We start from the raw sequence: 19,510 nt of genomic DNA on the forward strand, positions 1-19,510 counted from the left end.
GGAGGGGAATTTTATGAAGCATCATTTAAATGCGGCTATCCCGGAGCAGTATACATCATTTGTTCAACTGCCCAATAGCGAAGGGCATAATGCAGTTTGGGATTTTGTGCGATCGCCTGAAGGGCGATTTTTTGTAAGCGTATGCGGTGAAAACGAGAAGCCTTTGACGGCCTTGCTTTACGAATATTATCCGGAATCGGGAGAGCTGCGGCTCATGTTCGATGTTGCAAAAATATGGGTCGTCGACAATCAGCAAATGCCGCCAAGCAAGATCCATACGAGTATTGACTTTCTGCCTGACGGAAAGCTCATTATGGCTACGCACAACACGGCGCCGGCTCCGGGCCATAAGCAATGGATGTTCGAGCAGTTTTACGAGCATCCGTGGGAAGGTTACCCGGGCTCGATCCTGATGATCGTCGATCCCGACACGAATGAGGTTCAAGTCAAAGGCATACCGGTGCCGAGAGAAAGCATTTATGGCGGAATGCTTGGCAACAATGCTCGCTATTATTATTTTTTGGGTTATATGAGAGGACATTTCTACAGGATCGACTTGGAGACGAACGAGGTCACGGATTACGGCAAGGTGTCCGAATTTTCCTCCTGCAGGCTGGTTAAGGATGAAAGGGGGCGCTTCTATGGCAGCTCCTATACGGGAGGCATCTGGCGATATGATCCTGAACGGGATGAAATCGAAGATTTGAAAATACAATTCCAATCCCCGAACGGAACGAAACATCGCAGACAGTTTATATTTGCGCTCCATACCCCGCGCAACACGCTGCTGATGGTCGACAACGTGGACAGCGAAATTATCGAGCTCCATCCGGAGACGCTCGAGGTGACAAGGCACGGTTATATCCATCTCCCCGGCGAAGTGCCGAACAATCCTTATGGAATTGGCGGATTTGCCGCCGACGAAAATTTTGTCCTTTACTACGGATTGAAAGCAAATGACGGCTATTGTCCGATCCGATTGGTCAGATGGGATCTATTGAACGGAGGCCAGCCCGAAAATTTAGGACTTGTCGTTCCTAATGGGCTGGATTCGCAATATATTTGCGAAATGATTTTTGATGATCGCGGCATTCTTCATATGGTGGATGTATGCGGCGAGTTCTCTCCCTATATATTGGCGGTAGACGTAAAGCAGCTGCATCCGCCAGGAGAGGATTCGGCTGCGGCGGAGCTCCACCCTTATTGGGAGCCCGCTTACAACGGCGTTGGCAGCCCGGCATTTATGCATATCGTTGCAGATAGAACCGTAACCTTGCCGCTTCATCAGCATATGGATTGGAAGCATACCGTTGTGAGTCATGTGCGGACTGCGGCAGGGAACGTGTATACCGTTAGCGGCCAAGGATGCATCTATCTAACCGAGTCCGACTATACCGCTCATGCACCGCGGCGAATCGAGCGCGTATATGATGGCGGAGCCCCTGTTTCCTGTATCGATATGGATGATCGATCGGTTGCCGTACTGACTGCGAACGGCTTTATCGTCCAAATCGATCTGGAATCCGGCAGTTGCAGGGAAGCTTTAGCCGTACCGCGCGAGCTTGAACTCGTCAAGCTGCAAGGCAGGCTAGGGAAAGACAATTTGCTTGCGAGCGATCGGGAAGGCGGCGTCCATATTTGCGATTTGGGCGGCGGTATCATGCGCAGATTAAACGGTTTACGAGTCGAGACGGAGCTCGCTTGTTTCATTAAGCTGGATGACAATCATCTCTTGCTGTCCGGTCCGAATGACGAGCTGCTGATCTATGCTGTTGCAGAAGAGAGAGCCGACAAGCTGAACGTTCGAACCCCTTCGATTCGGGGCAGATCGTTTAAAGCGACCGTGACGGGTGGCGCCGTGCTTGCCGATGGTACTGTAGTGGCGGGTACGGAGGATGGCATATTATTTACATTATCGCCGGATCACGGGGCTTCGACGACCTATGGAAGACTGTATTCCAGCGGGGAGCTTCGCCAGTTCATCAAGGTAAACGATGATGAGGTCATCGGCGTTTACGGCGGCGTCAGGGATGCGGGGCATGTCTTTCATTTCTCGAAGGCCGGCGGATTTGTTGATCTGGGAAGAGCAAGGGTGATCAAGGATAATAATGAGGTCGCCGAGCAGGATACGGAATGGGCCGATATTCATTATATTTCTGACCTGGCTTATTCGTCCGAGGACGACTTGCTGTGTGTCGCTTCCGGCGAAAAGCAATACGGATGTGTTGTCCGCTATCAAGGTGTTCAATTCGGTAACGCTTAATGCGAACCTTGCAGTTGCAAGCACATAGAGGCTACTCGGACTGTTTCCCGGAAAATACGATGCTCGCATTTCGAGAAGCGATCAAGGCAGGTGCTGACGGCATCGAGATGGACGTCCACAAGTCTGCCGATGGCGAGTACGTGATGATGCATGATCCTACAGTAGATCGAACGACCAATGGAACAGGGTTTATAGAGCAATTAAGTTATGCCGGATATTTAAATACGCTTGATGCGGGATATCGGAATGAACCTGCATTCGCAGGCAGGAAAGAGACAAGAATTCCGACGCTGAGACAAGTGCTGGATGAATTTCAGCAATGCGGGGTTGTTCTAATCTTGCATGTCAAACAATTGCCGGCATCGGATTGCTTGGCACTGTTACGGCAAATCGAAAGCCGGAGCATGCTGGATCAGGTTGTGTTTTTCGGGAGGCCTGCCGTGATCAATCAAGTGAAGCAGACTCAGCCCTTGGCGTTTACGCAAAATGACGGAGCTCCGGGACCTGAAGGTTATGGTCCGATCCTGCGCAATGCGGTCGAATACGGACATCCGGCGGTTAGCGTCAGTGCCGAAGCTGTGACGCAAGAGATGGTTAACGAAATAAAAAATTGCGGCAAACTAGTCCATTGCTCTTTTTTATCAGAGGATTATGAAAGAAATATGAAGCGATTGCTGGGCCGCGGGGTTGATTTTATCTTAGGTAATGATATCGGACGAATGGCGAAGGCAGTTGATTTTGAAAAAAGAGGGTGATTCGAATGAGCGGTTACCGCGCAGTGGAGGAAAATTACGATGTCGTTGTTTGCGGAGGCGGGCTGGCAGGATTCAGCGCCGCCGTCGCTGCGGCAAGGCAAGGAGCAACCGTATGCCTCGTACAGGACCGGCCCGTGTTCGGAGGCAACAGTTCGTCGGAAATTCGCGTCCCCCCTCAAGGGGCGGCCAGTTTTCATGCCTATGCGAGAGAGACGGGCGTCATCTCGGAGCTGCTGATCGAGGAGCGGGCGCACAATCATGAGAATCCGACATTTGATAACGGCTATATCAACAGTGTCTGGGATTTAATCATGTACGATATGGCGGTTAAGACGCCGGGCCTCACGTTCCATCTAAACTCCAGCGTTACGCAGGTGCGGATGCGGGATGATCGGACAGTGGAAGCCGTCATTGTGCGCGTCAACCATGCAGAAACCGAGTTGACGCTTCGAGCGAACACGTTTATCGATTGTACAGGTGATGGCATAGTGGCATCGCTTGCCGGCTGCGAGTGGCGGTTTGGAACAGAGAGCCGCGATGAATTCGGCGAACCGCATGCTCCCGAGCAAGCGAGCGATGCGGTTATGGGCAACTCGATTCATTTCAAGGCGAAGGACATGGGCTACCCCGTGCCCTTCTCGGCGCCGGATTGGGCAGTGCGTTATGATGATCCCGATTTCTTTTACAAGCAAGGAAGATGGCCATCCGACCAGCGAAGCGGCTTCTGGTGGATCGAATTATCCGTGCCTTGGCATACGATTTATGACAATGAGACACTGCGGCACGAGCTGACCCGGCATGTTCTTGGGATTTGGGATTGGATCAAAAATCGGGATCCGCGACTAAAGGACGAAGCACAGAACTATGCTCTTGATTGGGTCGGCCAGGTGCCGGGCAAGCGCGAGAGCCGTCGAATTATCGGCGAATATTTGATGACCGAACATGATCCGCTGCAAAAAACGGTATTTCCTGACGAAGTCGCTTATGGCGGATGGTTTATCGATCTGCATGAGCCGGGAGGCCTGCTTGCGGAATTTAGCGAAAAAGCTGCCGTCGAGTCGCAGACGGGCGGAAATTACATGGCCAAAAGCTATGTTGGTCCTTACGGCATCCCTCTTCGCATTCTGATTGCCAAGGGCATGGACAATCTGATGATGGCCGGTCGCAATGTCAGTGTTACGCATGCCGCGCTTGGGACGGTTCGCGTGATGGGAACGACTGCGATCATGGGGCAAGCCGCGGGTACTGCTGCCGCTGTCGCCGTCCGCAACGGGATCGCGGTACGCGGTGTGCCGGAGCAGGCGATTCACGAGGTGCAGCAAGCGCTGCTTCGGGCAGGCTGCTTTCTTCCGAATGTCCAAACGGCGGATGAGCATGACTTGGCGCGGCAGGCGGTTATTAAGGCGAGCAGCGAAGCTATGCTCTCGGGCTGCGGTCCGGCGTCGAATGACGCAAGCGCGGGACTTGCTTCAGGAGATGTACTGGAGCGAAGACGCGGACAATGGATTGCCGTCGGATCGGATCGAATCGAACGGATATCGGTATGGCTCGACAATCTGTCGGATACGACCAGTCAATTCGTCGAGGCTCGCTTGTATGCGGTCGAGCATTTGTGGGATTATCGGGTTGATCCCGGGGCGCCGCTTGCCACCGCCGTATTGACCGTTCAACCTGGCGGGGAAGGATGGGTCGAGTGGGCGGTAGGTCTTGACTCGTCTGCTCTGCGAGGCGGATATGTGCGGCTGGATTTAATGGAGAATCCGCTCGTTCGCTGGCCTTCGGCGGCAACGATCGAGCCCGGACATGTCAGCGCATATGAGCTTGGAAACGGAATCATGAGAAGGTACGGCAGCGGGGCAATGATGAGCTTCCAGATTGAACCGCCGCAGGCATGTTATGGGGCCGATCATGTGGTGAGCGGTGTAACTCGTCCCTACCGCAGCACCAATCTATGGCGCTCTGACCCTGCTTCGCCGCTGCCGCAGCAGTTGGAGCTTGTCTGGGAGCAGCCGATCGCGCTTGGCCGCGTCGAGCTGACATTTCCCGGCCATCTCATTCGTGATTATCGGCAATATCCGGGGCTGTATCGGGATCCTCAGTGTCCGAAGGACATGATTGCGGAGGCGCTTATCGAAGGAGTGTGGACGGAGGTTGGAGCCATGCGCGGCAATTACCAGCGCCAGCAGGCGCTTGTGCTTGAGAAGTCTGTCCGGACAGAACGGCTGCGACTGAGCGTTCTGTCTACTAATGGAGATCCGTCTGCGGCAATTTACGAGGTTCGTTGTTATTCGAAAGGGGAGAAGCCATGATGGATCAAGTAAGAATCGGCAAGACATTGCAAAATAAAGTCGTGCTGATAACCGGAAGCTTGGGCGCATTGGGGCGATCGGCAATATCGATGTTTCTGGAGCGGGGAGCAGTTTTGTTTTGCTGCGATCGAACGCCAATTACCCAGTTTCCCGAGATGGAGCGGATTCGCGATGAATATGGCGTTAAACGAATCGTATTTCACCAGGCGGATGCTAGCTCGGAGGATCAGACGATCGACATGATCGCCGAGATTGAGCGATGTTTCGGCAGGCTGGATGGCATTTATCATAATGTATATACGAGCGTATGGAAGCGTGCGACCGAGTTATCGCTGCAGGAATGGGAGGACACGATTAAAGGAACCATGACAAGCACGTTTCTGGTAAGCAAGTATGGGCTGCCGTTAATGATAAGGTCCGGCGGCGGCTCGATCGTCAACACTTCTTCCATTCTGGGACAAATTCCGTCGCCGGAATGCTCCCCTTACGGAACGGCCAAGGCGGGCCTCAATCACTTCACTCGCGTGCTGGCACAAGATTATGCGCGTGACGGCATTAGGGCCAACGTGCTTGTCCCCGGCGACTTCAGTTCGGACGAAGGGCTGGCCAAACAATCGGAGAAGGAGAAGGAGGCGATTGTCCGCAATGTCTGGCTCGGCCGAAGCGCCAGAGCGGACGAGGTAAACGAGGTTGCCGCCTTCCTGCTGTCTGACGCCGCCTCTTACGTAACAGGCTCTCTGTATGCGGTAGATGGGGGGTTCCATCAATGAAACGAGTATCGTTTAGCGATTATACGCGCGAAGAAATCACAAAGATGGCGCGGCAAGGTTATGCGGTCGTCGTCCCTCTTGCCGCTACGGAGCAGCATGGTCCGCATCTCCCCGTATTTACGGACAGCATAATTGGCGAATATATCGCTGTAAAAGCGGCGGAGCAAGCATTAAACTCCGTACCGCTTCTTCTTGCTCCGCTACTTCCGATCGGCTGCTCCCAGCATCATCTGGCATTTGGCGGCACTCTGTCTTTTACATCAACGACGTATATGCATGTCCTGCGCGATATCGGGGAAAGTCTGGTAAAAGACGGCTTCAGCAAAATTATTTTTCTAAACGGGCATGGAGGAAACGAGCCGATTATGCATCAAACCGCCAATGATCTTGCCGTGCAATATCCCATCTGGACGGCTTCGGCTTCCTATTGGAGCGTGGCGCGCGAGGCGCTTCATGCCGTAAATGCAAGCGAAGTCGGCATGGTGCCCGGTCATGCCGGAGGGTTCGAGACTTCGGCTGTGATGGCAATCAGGCCGGACTTGGTGCGCACGGATTGCATCGCGTCAGAGCATACTGGCCGTCCATGGATCAATTCAGGACCCCCTGGTGCGTTTATAGGCAGACATCAGGAGCTGACAGGCGTTGATGGTTATACCGATGCAGCCATACACGCAACCGAAGACAAGGGGAGGATTTACCTCGATGCCATTATTGACAGCGTTTCGTTATGGTTGATTCGCACGATTCAATCTATGGAATGATAATGACCGTCGCGGCTCCCTTTGGAGTTTCGACGGTCATAGGACGGAAGTGATTATGAATTCGGGGAACGGGATTACATCTTCTCATACAGGTTTGAGCTTGGCTATCACATCAATCTCGACAAGCAGGTCAAAATTCAAGTCGCAATAGACGAGTGTGCGCGCAGGATAGGGTCGTGGAAATAGAAGCGAGTATATTTGATTAAATTGTTCATAATGCAGGCGATTAGTCAAGAATATATTGACCTTCACCACATCCTTCAGCGTTAAACCACGCTGCCCAAGAATGATCTCGATATTTTTTACAGTATTGATGGTCTGGCTTTCAAGGTCGCCGATTTTAATTTCGCCTGTTAACGGGTCGTTTCCGCCTTGTCCGGATACAAATAGATGAGAATCCGACTCGGAGAATGGCGAAAAGGGGATCTCTTCTGTTCCATAGCTTTGTCTCTTTATGTTCAATGTTATGTTCCTCTCTGCCGTTCGCCAGTCTTTACAGTCAGGGGGAGGCTGAAGAGTTAAGCTCTGCCAGCCTCACAGGCATCTCCGTCATCGTTTACCAGGCAAGTCTACCGCGGGTTTCAATTGCTTTTGTATTATAGGCCTCGATCTTAGGTATCATTTCACTCAAATTGCCGCCATTTAACAGCATGGTGGAGATTTCGTTATTGATTCCGGCCAGCGAGCCGAGATCTACCGTATTCGGATCGCTGGAGAAGCAGCACATATCCGCGGACAGTTTAATCGCTTCAACATTTTTTCCCTGCCAGATTGGCACTTCATCATAGTAATTATCGAGTGCAGGGTCTTTGACGAAAGCGGCGGAACCCGTTTCGATAAATTTTTTCTGGGCTTCAATATCAAACAAGAAGCTGATAAACAGGAAAGCTTCCTCGATATGCTCGGAGTTTGATGGAATCGAGATCGAACCGGATTGATGAACGGTAGCTTGCTTTACGGTGCCTTTCGGCATTGGAAGCACATCCCATTCGAAGGAAGCTTGCTTCAAGCCTTCCAGCTCCCAATCGGCGCCGACGAAAAACAGGATATTGCCGTTCAAGAACGCTTCTGCCGGATTTGCTGATATGCCAAGCGAAGCCATTTCTTCGGCATTTGGCTGGATATGCCACTTGGTTGTCAGCTCTTGAATCCATTGCAGGTCCGCCATCACGCCCGGCGTATGAGCCACGCTCTGAGTAGAATCTTCATTCATATAACGCCAGCCGGCGGCATTGCCGTTAGCCATCGCTCTGAATTCGGCCAATTGCTGAAGTCCATGCCCGCCCCAGTCGCCATTGGCGGAATTCGTAGCTTGTTTAGCCACTTCGAGGAATTCGTCATAAGTCCAGTCATTGCTTGGCATCGTAATGCCGTATTTCGTCATCAGCTCTTTGTTGACAACAATCCACATCGGAATATCGGAATAAGGCATGGCATACTGCTTGCCGCCGGTTTCGAATGATTTCAGCAAATTGTCTACCGTCTTTGCGCTTTGGATGCGTTGATCCTTATCTACAAATGGTTTCATATCGACCAGCAGATCGCCGGCCATCCATTCGGACAAACCGTTGTCGACAAGGATAAGATCAACCTTCTCGCCAGCTATAACGTTTTTGATAATATAGCCGTTGATCTTGTTTGTCGTTTCAATCGTGATCCATGGATACATTTCCTCGAACTTTTCAATGACAGGCCCGAAGGTGCCGATATTCCAGCCCATCATCGTTAAGGTTACCGGATCCTTCGGCGGCTCTGGCGCCGGCGTTTGCTCGGCTGCTTGAGTCGGCGCTTGTGTTGCCGACGTAGTTGGAGCCGGATTGTTGTTTCCGTTATTCGTGCAAGCAGATAAAATTGGAAGTATGAGGATGATTAATGATAGTCCAAGCAGGGTGTTTCTGTTGCGGAACTGCTTCCATAATTCTTTCATTGACATCGCCTCCATTTTTTTATTGCCAAACTGACACTGCTGCCGCTTCTAGAAGTAGCTTGCAGTCTCCCCCCTTTATATGATAACGCTTACGTCTTCCGATCAAGGCGAAACGGCTACGCCGTCCTTTGGCGGCGGGGCGCGTTTCGTTCCGAGAAATATAGAGAAAGTGCGTCGAAATCAAATACTTTCCTATATTTTAAGAAAAGTTTGGAAGCCGTTTATGTTTTGATTTTAACATGAACGAATTTCATGTCAAGGAATTTTATTCATAAACATAATTGTCGATTGGATCTTGTGCAACGATGATCAAGCAAAGAGCAAAATTATTGTTTACGAGATGGAAGCCATTTGTTATTATTGATTTATGTATTTGAAAAAGATTCATAAATTAGAAATTGGGGGTGACCTAGTATGGGGAGCGTAACCTTTAATCATGTTTACAAATACTACAAGGGGGAGCCGGAACCATCGGTCAACGATTTTCATTTGGAGGTGGCTGACGGAGAATTCCTGGTAATGGTCGGTCCTTCTGGCTGCGGCAAGTCTACCACTCTCAGAATGCTTGCCGGCTTGGAGGAGGTTTCCCAGGGCGATATCTATATAGATGATAAATATATGAATTATGTTTCTCCCAAAAATCGGGATATTGCCATGGTGTTTCAAAACTATGCCCTTTATCCGAACTTGTCCGTTTACGAGAATATGGCGCTTGGCTTGCAGCTTCATAAAGTGGCGAAGAGCGATATTGATCTGCGTGTAAATCGGGCAGCCAAAATGCTGGAAATTTCGCACTTTCTCACAAAGAAACCAAGCCAATTATCCGGCGGCCAGAAGCAACGTGTTGCGCTGGGACGCGCTCTTGTTCGCGAACCTCAAGTCTTTCTAATGGATGAGCCATTGTCGAATCTGGATGCCAAGTTGCGGACACAGACACGGATGGAGATAAGCAAGCTGCACAATCAATTAAAAACGACGATGGTATACGTTACGCATGACCAGACGGAAGCGATGACGATGGGAACCCGAATCGTCGTTATGAAGGATGGAAAGATCCAACAGGTTGCCGCCCCGCAGACGCTTTATGACTATCCGAATAACTTATTTGTTGCCGGGTTTATTGGAACGCCGCAGATGAATTTTATGAATGGATCGATCGTGTCCATCGATGATGAGTATTATTTCGACTCCAAGCGGGTTAGATTAAAAATTCCACCATTTTATTACCCTCATATTCGGTCGGCAAAGGCAAACCTGCGCCAGATTGTAATGGGAATTCGACCGGAATACATTTTTTGCGAAGAGTGGGCGCTAGAAAACTATTCGGATTGGAAAGCGTCCGCAGTTGTCGATATGCGCGAGCCAATGGGTTCAAATACGTTCTTATATACATCGTTCGGAAAGGATACGTTGATTGTTCGCACGGAAGCGCATACAGCCGTTCAAGTGGGAGATGCAATTACCATTGCGCTGCGTATGGACAAAGCTCATTTCTTTGATCAGGAAAGCGGAGTATCGCTCACGGCGAAGGGGGAATATGCATGAGGGTCCGTGGGTTGCCGCGCAGGATCGTCATGATCGCGGTTATCGCTCTATGTATTCTATTATTCATCGCATGGCGTGCGTTGGAGGGGAAGCCGGAAGTATATCCCGTGCTTTCGGGGGAAGAGATTCAATTGACGAATAAAGGAGCGGAGCAAGGCGATCAAGGGCTGGTACCTTATGTCCAACAATTGCTCAGCGACACCTATAAGTCGCAGCAGCCCTCTAACCATGCAAGTATAACCGTGCTGGCGACCGAATACAGCTCATCATCGGAGGAGGCAAAGCTTTCGCGGCGAAGGGACGACGAGAAGCTCGAGAACGTAATCGATTGGCGTAATGGGAAAGGCTGGATCGAATGGATCGTGGATGTTCCTCAGGACGATATATATAATCTTGTCATTGATTATGCGCCGACCGATGAAAGTTTCGCACGGATCATTCGCGGGATCCAGATAGACGGGACATATCCATTTCTTGAAGCAAAGAGTATCGGATTGTCCCGCTACTGGAAGGATGGACAGTTTCCTTATGAACGAAACTCGATCGGCAATGAAATTCGCCCGGTATCCGAGGAGCTGATGGGCTGGAACGCCGGGAAAGCAACGGACTATTCGGTATCCTCTGAACCGCTGCGTTTTGCGCTGACCAAAGGCGAACATACGATACGCATGGTCGGTGTAGCCGGAATGGTATCCTTGTATTCGCTTACATTAACAACGCCGGAAGAAATACCTTCCTATGAGTCGTATATCAGCGAAGGACCTCCCCTAACAGAATCGGTTAAGTGGTTTCAGTTGTTCGAAGCGGAGCGATTTAATCGGAAATCGGCGATAAACGTCCGAACGCTAAGTGTTTCGCAATCCTTTACTTCACCGGATCCAAAAGGAAAGCTTATTTATAACGGAGTTGGCGGAGAGACCTGGAAAACGGCCGGCGAAGAGCTGGAATGGGAAATATCGGTGCCCGAATCGGGTCATTATGTAATCGATCTGAAGTATTTTCAAGGTTATGTCGGGGACGCCGTCGTGTATCGGACGATTATGATCGACGGGAAGGTGCCTTTCCAGGAAATGCTGCACTACCCGTTCAGTCCCAATCGAGCCTACGAGATCAAATCGCTTGCGGACGAAAACGAAGAACCTTATTTGTTCTACTTAACGGAAGGAAAACATCGTTTGTCGATGATTGCGGATAACTCGCCCATCTACCCTGTCGTGGCAGCGCTTGGCGAAATTAATGCAAGTCTGACTGCGATAGAGCGAGATATACGTCTGATCTCGGGAAATTACGGATTCGGGGCGGATCAGAATCTCGATACGGCGCGGGTCTGGGAAGTAACGAGGTATGATCCGGAGATGGAATCGAAGCTGCGATCGGTGCAGCAAGATATAGGCCGTGTTCGAGACTATTTGCTAGGTTTAAACCAGGCGGCAACCGATCCGTCGTCAGCGCTTGACGCGGCGGTTAATCGGATTGAAAAGCTTGTTGAAGACATTGACAATATTCCGAATCAAATCAGTGCATTTGCAGAAATAAAAACGAGCATAAACACCTGGATCACAACGATCGAGAATCAGTCGCTTAGGTTGGATTATATCGTCGTGCGCAATCCTCGGACAGACCCGAAATTAAAGGTGCCGAATACATGGGACAATATCAAATATACTGCCTCCAATTTCATGCGGACGTTTGTTCAGCAGTATGACACAAATGAGGTCAATGATGAGGATGCGCTAACGATTTGGGTCATGCGCGGAAGGGATTACGTGGATTTGCTGGAGGTTATGATTGAGCGCGAGTTTACTCCGAATACCGGCATTGAGGTTAATGTTAATCTGATCCCGAATCAGAACGTGCTCATGATGAGCACTGCGGCAGGCGATCAGCCGGATTTGGCATTGGGCATAGCGATGGAAACGCCTGTAGAATTCGCCATGCGCGGAGCGGCAGAAGACTTGTCGAAGTATCCGGGCTTCGACGACGTCAAAAATCGATTTAATTCCGGACTTATGCGCTCGTATCAATATGATGGAGGCGTATACGGCTTGCCGGAAACGCAGATGTACAACATGCTGTTTTATCGAACCGATATTTTTGACCAGCTGAAGCTTGAGCCGCCGAATACGTGGGAAGACGTCGAGGCGATATTGCCGACGCTTCAGGAGAACGGCATGAACTTTATGTACCCCAAAATCACTTTGATGCAAGACAATGTTCTTACTTCCAAGCCGGATTTTGTCATGCCGTATTATCAGCAAGGAACCGAGTTTTTTACGGCTGACGGCATGCAGCCGCAGTTAACGAGCGAGGAAGGTCTGACAGCTTTCAAGCAATGGACGGCGTGGTTCAGCAAATATAATCTGCCGAAGGATGTACCTGTATTTTTTAATCACTTCCGTGATGGAGATATACCTGTCGGTGTAGGCGATCTTACGATGTATGTTCAGTTGATGACTGCGGCACCGGAGTTAACCGGCCGTTGGGGCATGCTGCCTTTGCCAGGAATGCTGCAGGAGGACGGAACGGTAGAGCGTTGGGCGTCCCAATTAACGACCTCGGCGTTTATGATGGAGGCCAGCGATAAAAAAGAAGAGGCCTGGAAGTTTCTGGAGTGGTGGACTTCTGACGAAGCCCAAGTCCAATATGGATTGGATATCGAGTCGTTTGCCGGCATCGCCTATCGGTGGAACACGGCTAACTCGAACGCGCTTCAAAATTTGTTATGGACGGAAGAAGAGCTAAACAGGTTGAATGAGCAAAACCGGTGGGTAAAAAATCTTCCGTACGTCCCGGGTTATTACTACTTGGCAAGAGCGATGGATTTTGCATGGAACGATACGATCGTCAGCGGCGATCCGCCAAGAGAGGCGCTGGAGAGAGCTCAGCTTTCCCTGCTGCGAGAGATGGAGAGGAAACAGAAAGAATTCGGGATGCTTGATGACTACGATTTGCACATTACGCCATATGACGAGCCATATAGGAGGGAGTAAGCGATGGAGTCCGCACAACATACCGAATTGGTTAAGTCGCCAGCAGCCGGCCCCAAAAAGACTTCCCCCCTATATACGCGCCGAGTCAAAACGTTTATGCGGGAAGTTTGGCGTGATCGGATGTCCTATTTGTTTTTGGCGCCCTTTATGCTTTGCTTTGCTTGTTTTATTATTATTCCGGTCTTTATTGCAGCCCTGCTCAGTGTAACAAATTTTAACGGGATCGAATTTCCGAGGTTTGTTGGCTTCAGTCAGTTTATTTACATGCTGACGCAAGATGTTGTGTTTATGAAATACACGCTGCCTAATACGTTGAAATTCGCGATTATTGTGGGGCCGGGAGGATATTTGCTGGCATTTGTGTTCGCTTGGCTGATTCATCAATTGCCCAAATCGATTCGCGATTATTTTACGCTTGCCTTATATGCGCCAGCCATGGTGGGCGGAGTAGCCCTATCCGTTGTATGGGCGGCCACCTTTAGCGGCGATCAGGTCGGTTACTTAAACAATTTATTGCTGCGGTTTGGCATGATCGAGTCCCCGCAATTATGGCTGCAGGATCCGAAATATTTGATGATCGTTATGATTATCGTGACCTTGTGGACCAGTATGGGGGTCGGTTTTCTGGCGATGCTCGGCGGTCTGCAAACCGTTAATACGGAGCTGTATGAAGCGGGTCGAATCGATGGAATTAAAAACAGTCTGCAGGAAGTTTATTACATTACCATCCCTTCCATGAAGCCGCAGATGCTGTTTAGCGCCGTGATGGCTATTGTCGGCACTCTTAAGGCGGGGGCCATTTCCACGCAATTGACGGGAGTCACAATTACGCCGAACTATGCCGGCCATCTCATCACGAACCATATCGATGATTATGCTTTTATCCGGTACGAATGGGGTTATGCATCCGCTTTATCCGTTGTATTGCTTCTAATGAGCTACGTATTATGGAGGATTTGTTTTGTCCTATTCGGTTCGAAGGGGGAGCAGTAGATGTTAAATGCGATGCGAAAGCTGCGGAAGCAAATATCGTTCTCTCGAATTGTACTGATCGTATTTCTCACAGCGGTAGGGATATTTATGCTAATCCCCATCATCTTTTTATTTAATCATGCATTTAAGCCGCTTAATGAATTATTTGCATATCCGCCGACGATTTTGGTAAAGCAGCCTACGTGGCGGAACTTCGAGCAGCTTCTGCTGAGTTCTACGGCGGGGTTGGTGCCATTTACGCGTTATTTGTTCAATAGCGCGGTTATTTCGGCCATCGCCACGGGGGCCGTCATCCTGGTGAGCACAATGGCCGGGTATGTGCTGTCCAAGCATCGCTTCCACTTTAAAACGATGATTATGGGGCTCATTCTAATCTCGCTTATGTTTGCTCCCGAGACGGTAGCGATTCCCCGCTATCTGGTCATTAGCGGTTTAGGGCTTAAGGACACTTATTTCGCTCATATATTGCCGTTTCTAGCTTCACCGCTTGCGGTTTTTTTAATGAGGCAATTCATCGACCAAATCCCCGCCTCTCTAACGGAAGCGGCCAAGCTCGACGGAGCGTCCGATATGTACATCTTTACCAAAATCATTATTCCGTTAACGGCTCCGGCAGTAGCTACCGTGTCCATTATTACGTTCCAGGCCGTCTATCTGGATGTGGAAACCTCCACGTTTTTTATGACAAAGGAAACGATGAAGACGCTCGCCTATTACGCTACGGCGCTCGTGGTAAACGTGCCGGGCGTTGCCGCGACAAGCCTTGCCGCCGCCATAGGTCTGATCATGTTTTTGCCTAACTTGATTATGTTTCTATTATTCCAGCGAAAAATGATTCAAACGATGCTGCACTCAGGCGTGAAATAAGATGGGGCTACAGAGGGGGGGCTGTCGACAATGAGCCTTATGCGAAATGGTTTTAGACCTTTAAAAGTAAAAGTGATTGCCTTATTGTGCCTGCTTTGTTTGCTCTTTCCGTCCCTTATTTCCGCCGGTCCGCCTTATAGAACGGTGTATATCGACCATTCCGTTGGCGGGATGCAGTATTATGTTCAACCGATCTATCTCCCGGAGAAGGTGATAGACGGCAATGATATGGCAGTGCCGCTTAGCAAGCCGAGCGACTTGTTTGTCACAGGCAATGGGGATGTTTATGTTGCAGATACAGGAAATAATCGGATCGTCCAATTTAATGAGCAGGGCCAATACATTCGGAGTATTGGCGATGAGGAAGGCCTGGTCACGCTTAATCAGCCGGAAGGGGTGTTTGTTGCCGAAGACGGCGCGATCTATGCGGCGAATACGGCTGCAGGGAACATCGTCAAATTTAATGCGGCTGGCCAGGTAGAGCAAACCTATGACAAGCCGGCGTCGAACGTTTTGGGCGGCGACTATCACTTTCTGCCTACAAAGGTGGTTGTGGATGCTCGCGGAGTGATGTATGTCGTCGTTAAAGATACGCATCAAGGCTTGCTTCGCATGAATCCGGAAGGCGAGTTTACCGGATTTTTCGGGGCGAACAAAACGAAGCTGACGTGGCTTGATCAGTTGAAAAGGTCGATCCTCTCGAAGGAAATGCTGGCTAAAGAAATAGCCAAACGGCCAAATTCGATTCAAAATGTGACTCTCACGGGGGACGGGTTCCTATTTACGACAAGCACGGGCAAAACCAACGATGGGCAAATCAAGAAACTGAATGCCGGCGGGTTTGACGCTTTTCAGAATAAACCGTTTTTCGAATATGATTTGGTTGATACCGCTTACGACTCCCAAGGCTTTTTGTATGGGATGGATCGGGTCAGCGGAAATATAGCCATCTATGATCCAACGGGCGATCTTTTATTTTATCTGGGCGGAGCGGATAAAAACGCTCGTCAGCTTGGGATGGTCAGCTTTGCTTCGAGTCTTGCCGTCAATGCCAATAATGACATATGGGTAGCGGACAGCGGCACGAATCTGATTCATATCTTTAAGCGAACGAGCTTCGGCGACACGTTTCTAACCGCAGCCCATTATTATTACGAAGGCGATTATGCCAAGAGCAAGCCCTATTGGGAAGAAGTTATTCGGCATAATGGCATGCTAAATATTTCGTTTAACGGGCTTGGCAAAATTGCGCTTCAAGATCGAGACTATGAGCTTGCGATTGATTATTTTAAGCAGTCTTATGATGCGGAAGGTTACTCGGATGCTTTCTGGAGTCTTCGATACGACTGGCTCCAGCGATATTTCTTCGTTTCTCTAGTTTCATTGCTCGTTTTGACAGCGGCGCTTGTCTTCTTGTTTAAACGAGCGAAAGCATTCGTTCGCAGTCGGACATGGCATCCTAAAGTAAAGCAATACGGAAGTGAATTAGGGGATGCATTTTATTTAATCTTTCATCCTTATAATGGATTTTACCGGCTGAAAGAAAGAAATATATCGTGGTTCGTCCTTATTTTAATCGTATTGCTTGCAATCGGGGTTCATATCTGGTCGATATTTGGCTCCGGATTTATCGCCCATCCTTTCAATTTAGCCTGGTTCAATGTAAGACTCTCTCTCCTTATGCTGATTGCGCCTTGGTTAACCTGGATCATCGCCAATTATTTGGTCAGCTCCGTTAAGGGCGGCGAGGGCCGTTTCCGGGAAGTGCTTCAAGCAAGCACCTTTGCGATCGTTCCATTTATCGTGATGACGATTCCGGCTACACTCCTTTCCAATGCGTTGGTACTTGAAGAATGGATCGTCATTGATCTCATCCATCAACTCAAGTGGCTGTGGATCGTTTTATTGCTTTTTGTGATGACGCAGGTCATCCATAACTTCGATTTTCTCGAATCCTTTAAAAATGCGGGAATTACATTGTTCACCATTGGAGTTATGTGGATCTTTATCATTATTTTTGTTGCGCTTAGCGGCAACCTGCTTGATTTCTTTAACCAAGTGTATCGGGAGGTGATTAACTATGGCTAGAAGGCTATGGCCAACCAGCAAACGATGGCAACGCATTGCAGCAGCCTCTTCCGCAGTGGTCATCCTTGCTGCCGCCATCATTATTTTGGGGTGGGATCGGCAGCCGTCCCTGCAGTCCATGGGCATTCGTCCGCATTCCATTGACTTAATGGCGGTTGTGGAGGGTGAACAGTGGCAGGCTCCCGCTGCCGGGGGGAATGGCTTTGTTGATGTGGCGGACAATGGCTCGTTTGCACTGAAGATCGACCCTGGCACAAGCCAAATTACGGTGCTCGACAAGCAGAGCGGCTACTTGTGGCGAAGCAATCCGTCCAAAGAGCAGCTTGGCAAAGAAACCGTTCAAGGAGCCCTGCTGGCCAATCTCGAATCTCCCTATATATTGGAATACGTATCTGGCAGTCAACCGAGACGCTTGGTGAAAAATTCGATAGATTCGAAAATCGAGATCAGTTATACGTTAATGGGAGACAAAGGGATTCAAGCCAGCTATACCTATCCGGAGCTGCATCTGTCCTTTGTTATCCAATATGTCTTGACCGAGCACGGGCTGGAAGCGCGCATACCAAGCGAGGGCATTGCAGAATCGGGCGACAATAAAATTTTTGCCATTAATCTGTTGCCTTTTTTTGGCGGGGTGTCAAAGGCGGAGGAGCCGGGATACTTGTTCGTGCCGGACGGGCCGGGCGGGTTGATCTATTATGATCGCAAGCGGCCAGCCAATATAAATAGCTACGAATTTCCTATCTATGGAAACGATATGGCAAGCTTGAAGGTAAGCAATGAAAATAGGGGAAGACGCGAAGAAATCGGCTATCCCGTGTTTGGCCTAAAACGGGGAGAGCATGCATTTGCCGCCATCGTAAAGGACGGACAATTCTCAGCTTCGATCAAAGCTGCGCTTCCCGGCCAAGTATCCAGCTATCATACGGCGAGCGCAAACTTCAGCTATCGCGAAGAATATGGTCGGAGAGTAAGCGGAGTTACGGATCAACTCGTCATAACCATTCAAAAGGAAAGGACGCAGCACGACCGCAGCGTGGAGTATCGATTGTTGTCCGGAGAGGCCGCGGATTACGTCGGCATGGCGCATAGCTATCGCGAATATCTGGAGGAAAACGGCATGCTGGGCAGCCCGTTGCCGCAGACAGACAATGTTCCGATCCAATTGTCTTTTTTAGGGGGAGGGACAAAGCCGAAATTCGGCGGCAGCGATTATGAGCCGGCAACCACTTTCGACCAAGCGGAACAAATCGTCGAAGAATTGATGCAGCAGGGCGTGACCAATATGAGGCTGAGTTATCAAGGCTGGCAGAACAGCGGCCGATATGATACGGATGAGCGATTTCCTGTTGTCAGCGAGCTAGGCGGCAACGAAGGCGCGAAGCGATTTATTCAGTCCATGCATGAGAAAGGTTTTACGGTTTATTTCGAAGATTACGCGGCATGGAGAAATTCGAAAGCTTCTTCCTTCGATATCAAATCAGATGGCATTCGCTCGATCGACTCGACAGTACTGCAATTTAAACAGGGAGGCATACGACCATACACTGAATTCATTGTCAATCCGATCAAAATCGTCCAAGCGCAAAAAGAAGTGATCGATCAACTGAAGGAGCTTGGGGTGGACGGCATCCATTATATCGACGGGCCAGGCGATGAATTGTTTAGCGATCACAACGAAGATGCTCCGCTTACAAGAAAGGAGACGGCCTACTATTACGAGGCGCTGCTCGATTACACCCGCAAGGAGCTGGGTGGAGCCGGCGTATATAAAGGCTTCAGCTATTCGCTCCAGCATGTCGATTTCGTCCAATCGCTGCCATACGATTGGAGTTACGATATGATCATCGATGAGATGGTTCCTTTTTATCCAATCGTCGTTCACGGAATGATTGAATATACGGCGGCGCCTGCCAATGAACGCAACGTTTATGATAAGGAGCTTCTGAGAGCGATTGAATACGGCGCTATCCCGTTTTTCGGGCTTACGTACGAGGAGAATCGGGTGCTGAAGGATACGGATTATGTATTTATTTTTAGCAGCGAATATGACATCTGGAAGGATCGGATCATAGAAGAGTATGAGAAGTTCAACCAGCTCGCCTCCGTTTATCATCAACGAATCCTCGATCATGAGAAGCTGGCGGAAGGGATATACGCAACGACTTACGAGGACGGCACAACCGTACAAGTGGATTACAACAGGAACCAATTCGAAGTGACGAAGGGGGGAGCGAAATAA

13 protein-coding genes are annotated in these 19,510 nt (G+C 49.8%); 11 read left to right on the forward strand and 2 right to left on the reverse strand.

The window, feature by feature from the left end:
• Nucleotides 1–13: 13 nt before the first annotated feature.
• From KJW29_RS04620 to KJW29_RS04640, 5 genes are read left to right on the forward strand one after another with little or no spacing between them, the layout of a single operon-like run.
• Complete coding sequence (locus tag KJW29_RS04620) at nt 14–2,263, forward strand: hypothetical protein (RefSeq protein ID WP_214628919.1); 2,250 nt, start codon at nt 14–16, stop codon at nt 2,261–2,263.
• The gene (locus KJW29_RS04625; RefSeq protein WP_281426332.1) at nt 2,263–3,018 is read left to right on the forward strand and encodes a glycerophosphodiester phosphodiesterase; all 756 of its coding nucleotides are present in this window, start codon (nt 2,263–2,265) and stop codon (nt 3,016–3,018) included. The genes KJW29_RS04620 and KJW29_RS04625 overlap by 1 nt, the downstream gene beginning before the upstream one ends.
• A gap of 5 nt (nt 3,019–3,023) precedes the next feature.
• Complete coding sequence (locus KJW29_RS04630; RefSeq protein WP_214628921.1) at nt 3,024–5,327, forward strand: FAD-dependent oxidoreductase; 2,304 nt, start codon at nt 3,024–3,026, stop codon at nt 5,325–5,327.
• Nucleotides 5,324–6,097 carry an SDR family NAD(P)-dependent oxidoreductase gene (locus KJW29_RS04635; RefSeq protein ID WP_214628922.1) on the forward strand — a complete coding sequence of 258 codons (774 nt, stop codon included), beginning with the start codon at nt 5,324–5,326 and terminating at the stop codon, nt 6,095–6,097. The genes KJW29_RS04630 and KJW29_RS04635 overlap by 4 nt, the downstream gene beginning before the upstream one ends.
• Nucleotides 6,094–6,858 (forward strand): creatininase family protein, encoded by a 765-nt coding sequence (locus KJW29_RS04640; RefSeq protein ID WP_214628923.1) that lies wholly within the window; start codon nt 6,094–6,096, stop codon nt 6,856–6,858. Before KJW29_RS04635 ends, KJW29_RS04640 begins: the two co-directional genes overlap by 4 nt.
• Nucleotides 6,859–6,942: 84 nt before the next feature.
• Here KJW29_RS04640 and KJW29_RS04645 read toward each other — a convergent pair whose 3' ends face one another.
• Nucleotides 6,943–7,320: a RidA family protein gene (locus tag KJW29_RS04645; protein ID WP_214628924.1), complete on the reverse strand. Its 378-nt coding sequence runs from the start codon at nt 7,318–7,320 to the stop codon at nt 6,943–6,945.
• A gap of 94 nt (nt 7,321–7,414) precedes the next feature.
• Nucleotides 7,415–8,785: an ABC transporter substrate-binding protein gene (locus KJW29_RS04650; protein WP_214628925.1), complete on the reverse strand. Its 1,371-nt coding sequence runs from the start codon at nt 8,783–8,785 to the stop codon at nt 7,415–7,417.
• 414 nt (nt 8,786–9,199) lie between these two features.
• Between KJW29_RS04650 and KJW29_RS04655 the strand changes: the two genes are divergently transcribed.
• From KJW29_RS04655 to KJW29_RS04680, 6 genes are read left to right on the forward strand one after another with little or no spacing between them, the layout of a single operon-like run.
• Nucleotides 9,200–10,330 carry an ABC transporter ATP-binding protein gene (locus KJW29_RS04655; protein ID WP_214628926.1) on the forward strand — a complete coding sequence of 377 codons (1,131 nt, stop codon included), beginning with the start codon at nt 9,200–9,202 and terminating at the stop codon, nt 10,328–10,330.
• Nucleotides 10,327–13,320, forward strand: coding sequence for an extracellular solute-binding protein (locus tag KJW29_RS04660; RefSeq protein WP_214628927.1), 2,994 nt, complete (start codon nt 10,327–10,329; stop codon nt 13,318–13,320). Before KJW29_RS04655 ends, KJW29_RS04660 begins: the two co-directional genes overlap by 4 nt.
• A 3-nt stretch (nt 13,321–13,323) precedes the next feature.
• Entirely contained in the window at nt 13,324–14,313 is a 990-nt protein-coding gene (locus KJW29_RS04665; RefSeq protein ID WP_214628928.1) for a carbohydrate ABC transporter permease, read from the forward strand.
• Nucleotides 14,314–15,180: a carbohydrate ABC transporter permease gene (locus tag KJW29_RS04670; protein WP_246608586.1), complete on the forward strand. Its 867-nt coding sequence runs from the start codon at nt 14,314–14,316 to the stop codon at nt 15,178–15,180.
• Between the two features lie 30 nt (nt 15,181–15,210).
• The gene (locus KJW29_RS04675) at nt 15,211–17,268 is read left to right on the forward strand and encodes a YIP1 family protein (RefSeq protein ID WP_214628929.1); all 2,058 of its coding nucleotides are present in this window, start codon (nt 15,211–15,213) and stop codon (nt 17,266–17,268) included.
• Complete coding sequence (locus KJW29_RS04680) at nt 17,261–19,510, forward strand: DUF5696 domain-containing protein (RefSeq protein WP_214628930.1); 2,250 nt, start codon at nt 17,261–17,263, stop codon at nt 19,508–19,510. The genes KJW29_RS04675 and KJW29_RS04680 overlap by 8 nt, the downstream gene beginning before the upstream one ends.

The sequence above is a fragment of the Paenibacillus agaridevorans genome, assembly GCF_018604145.1.
Taxonomy (GTDB): Bacteria; Bacillota; Bacilli; order Paenibacillales; family Paenibacillaceae; genus Pristimantibacillus; species Pristimantibacillus agaridevorans.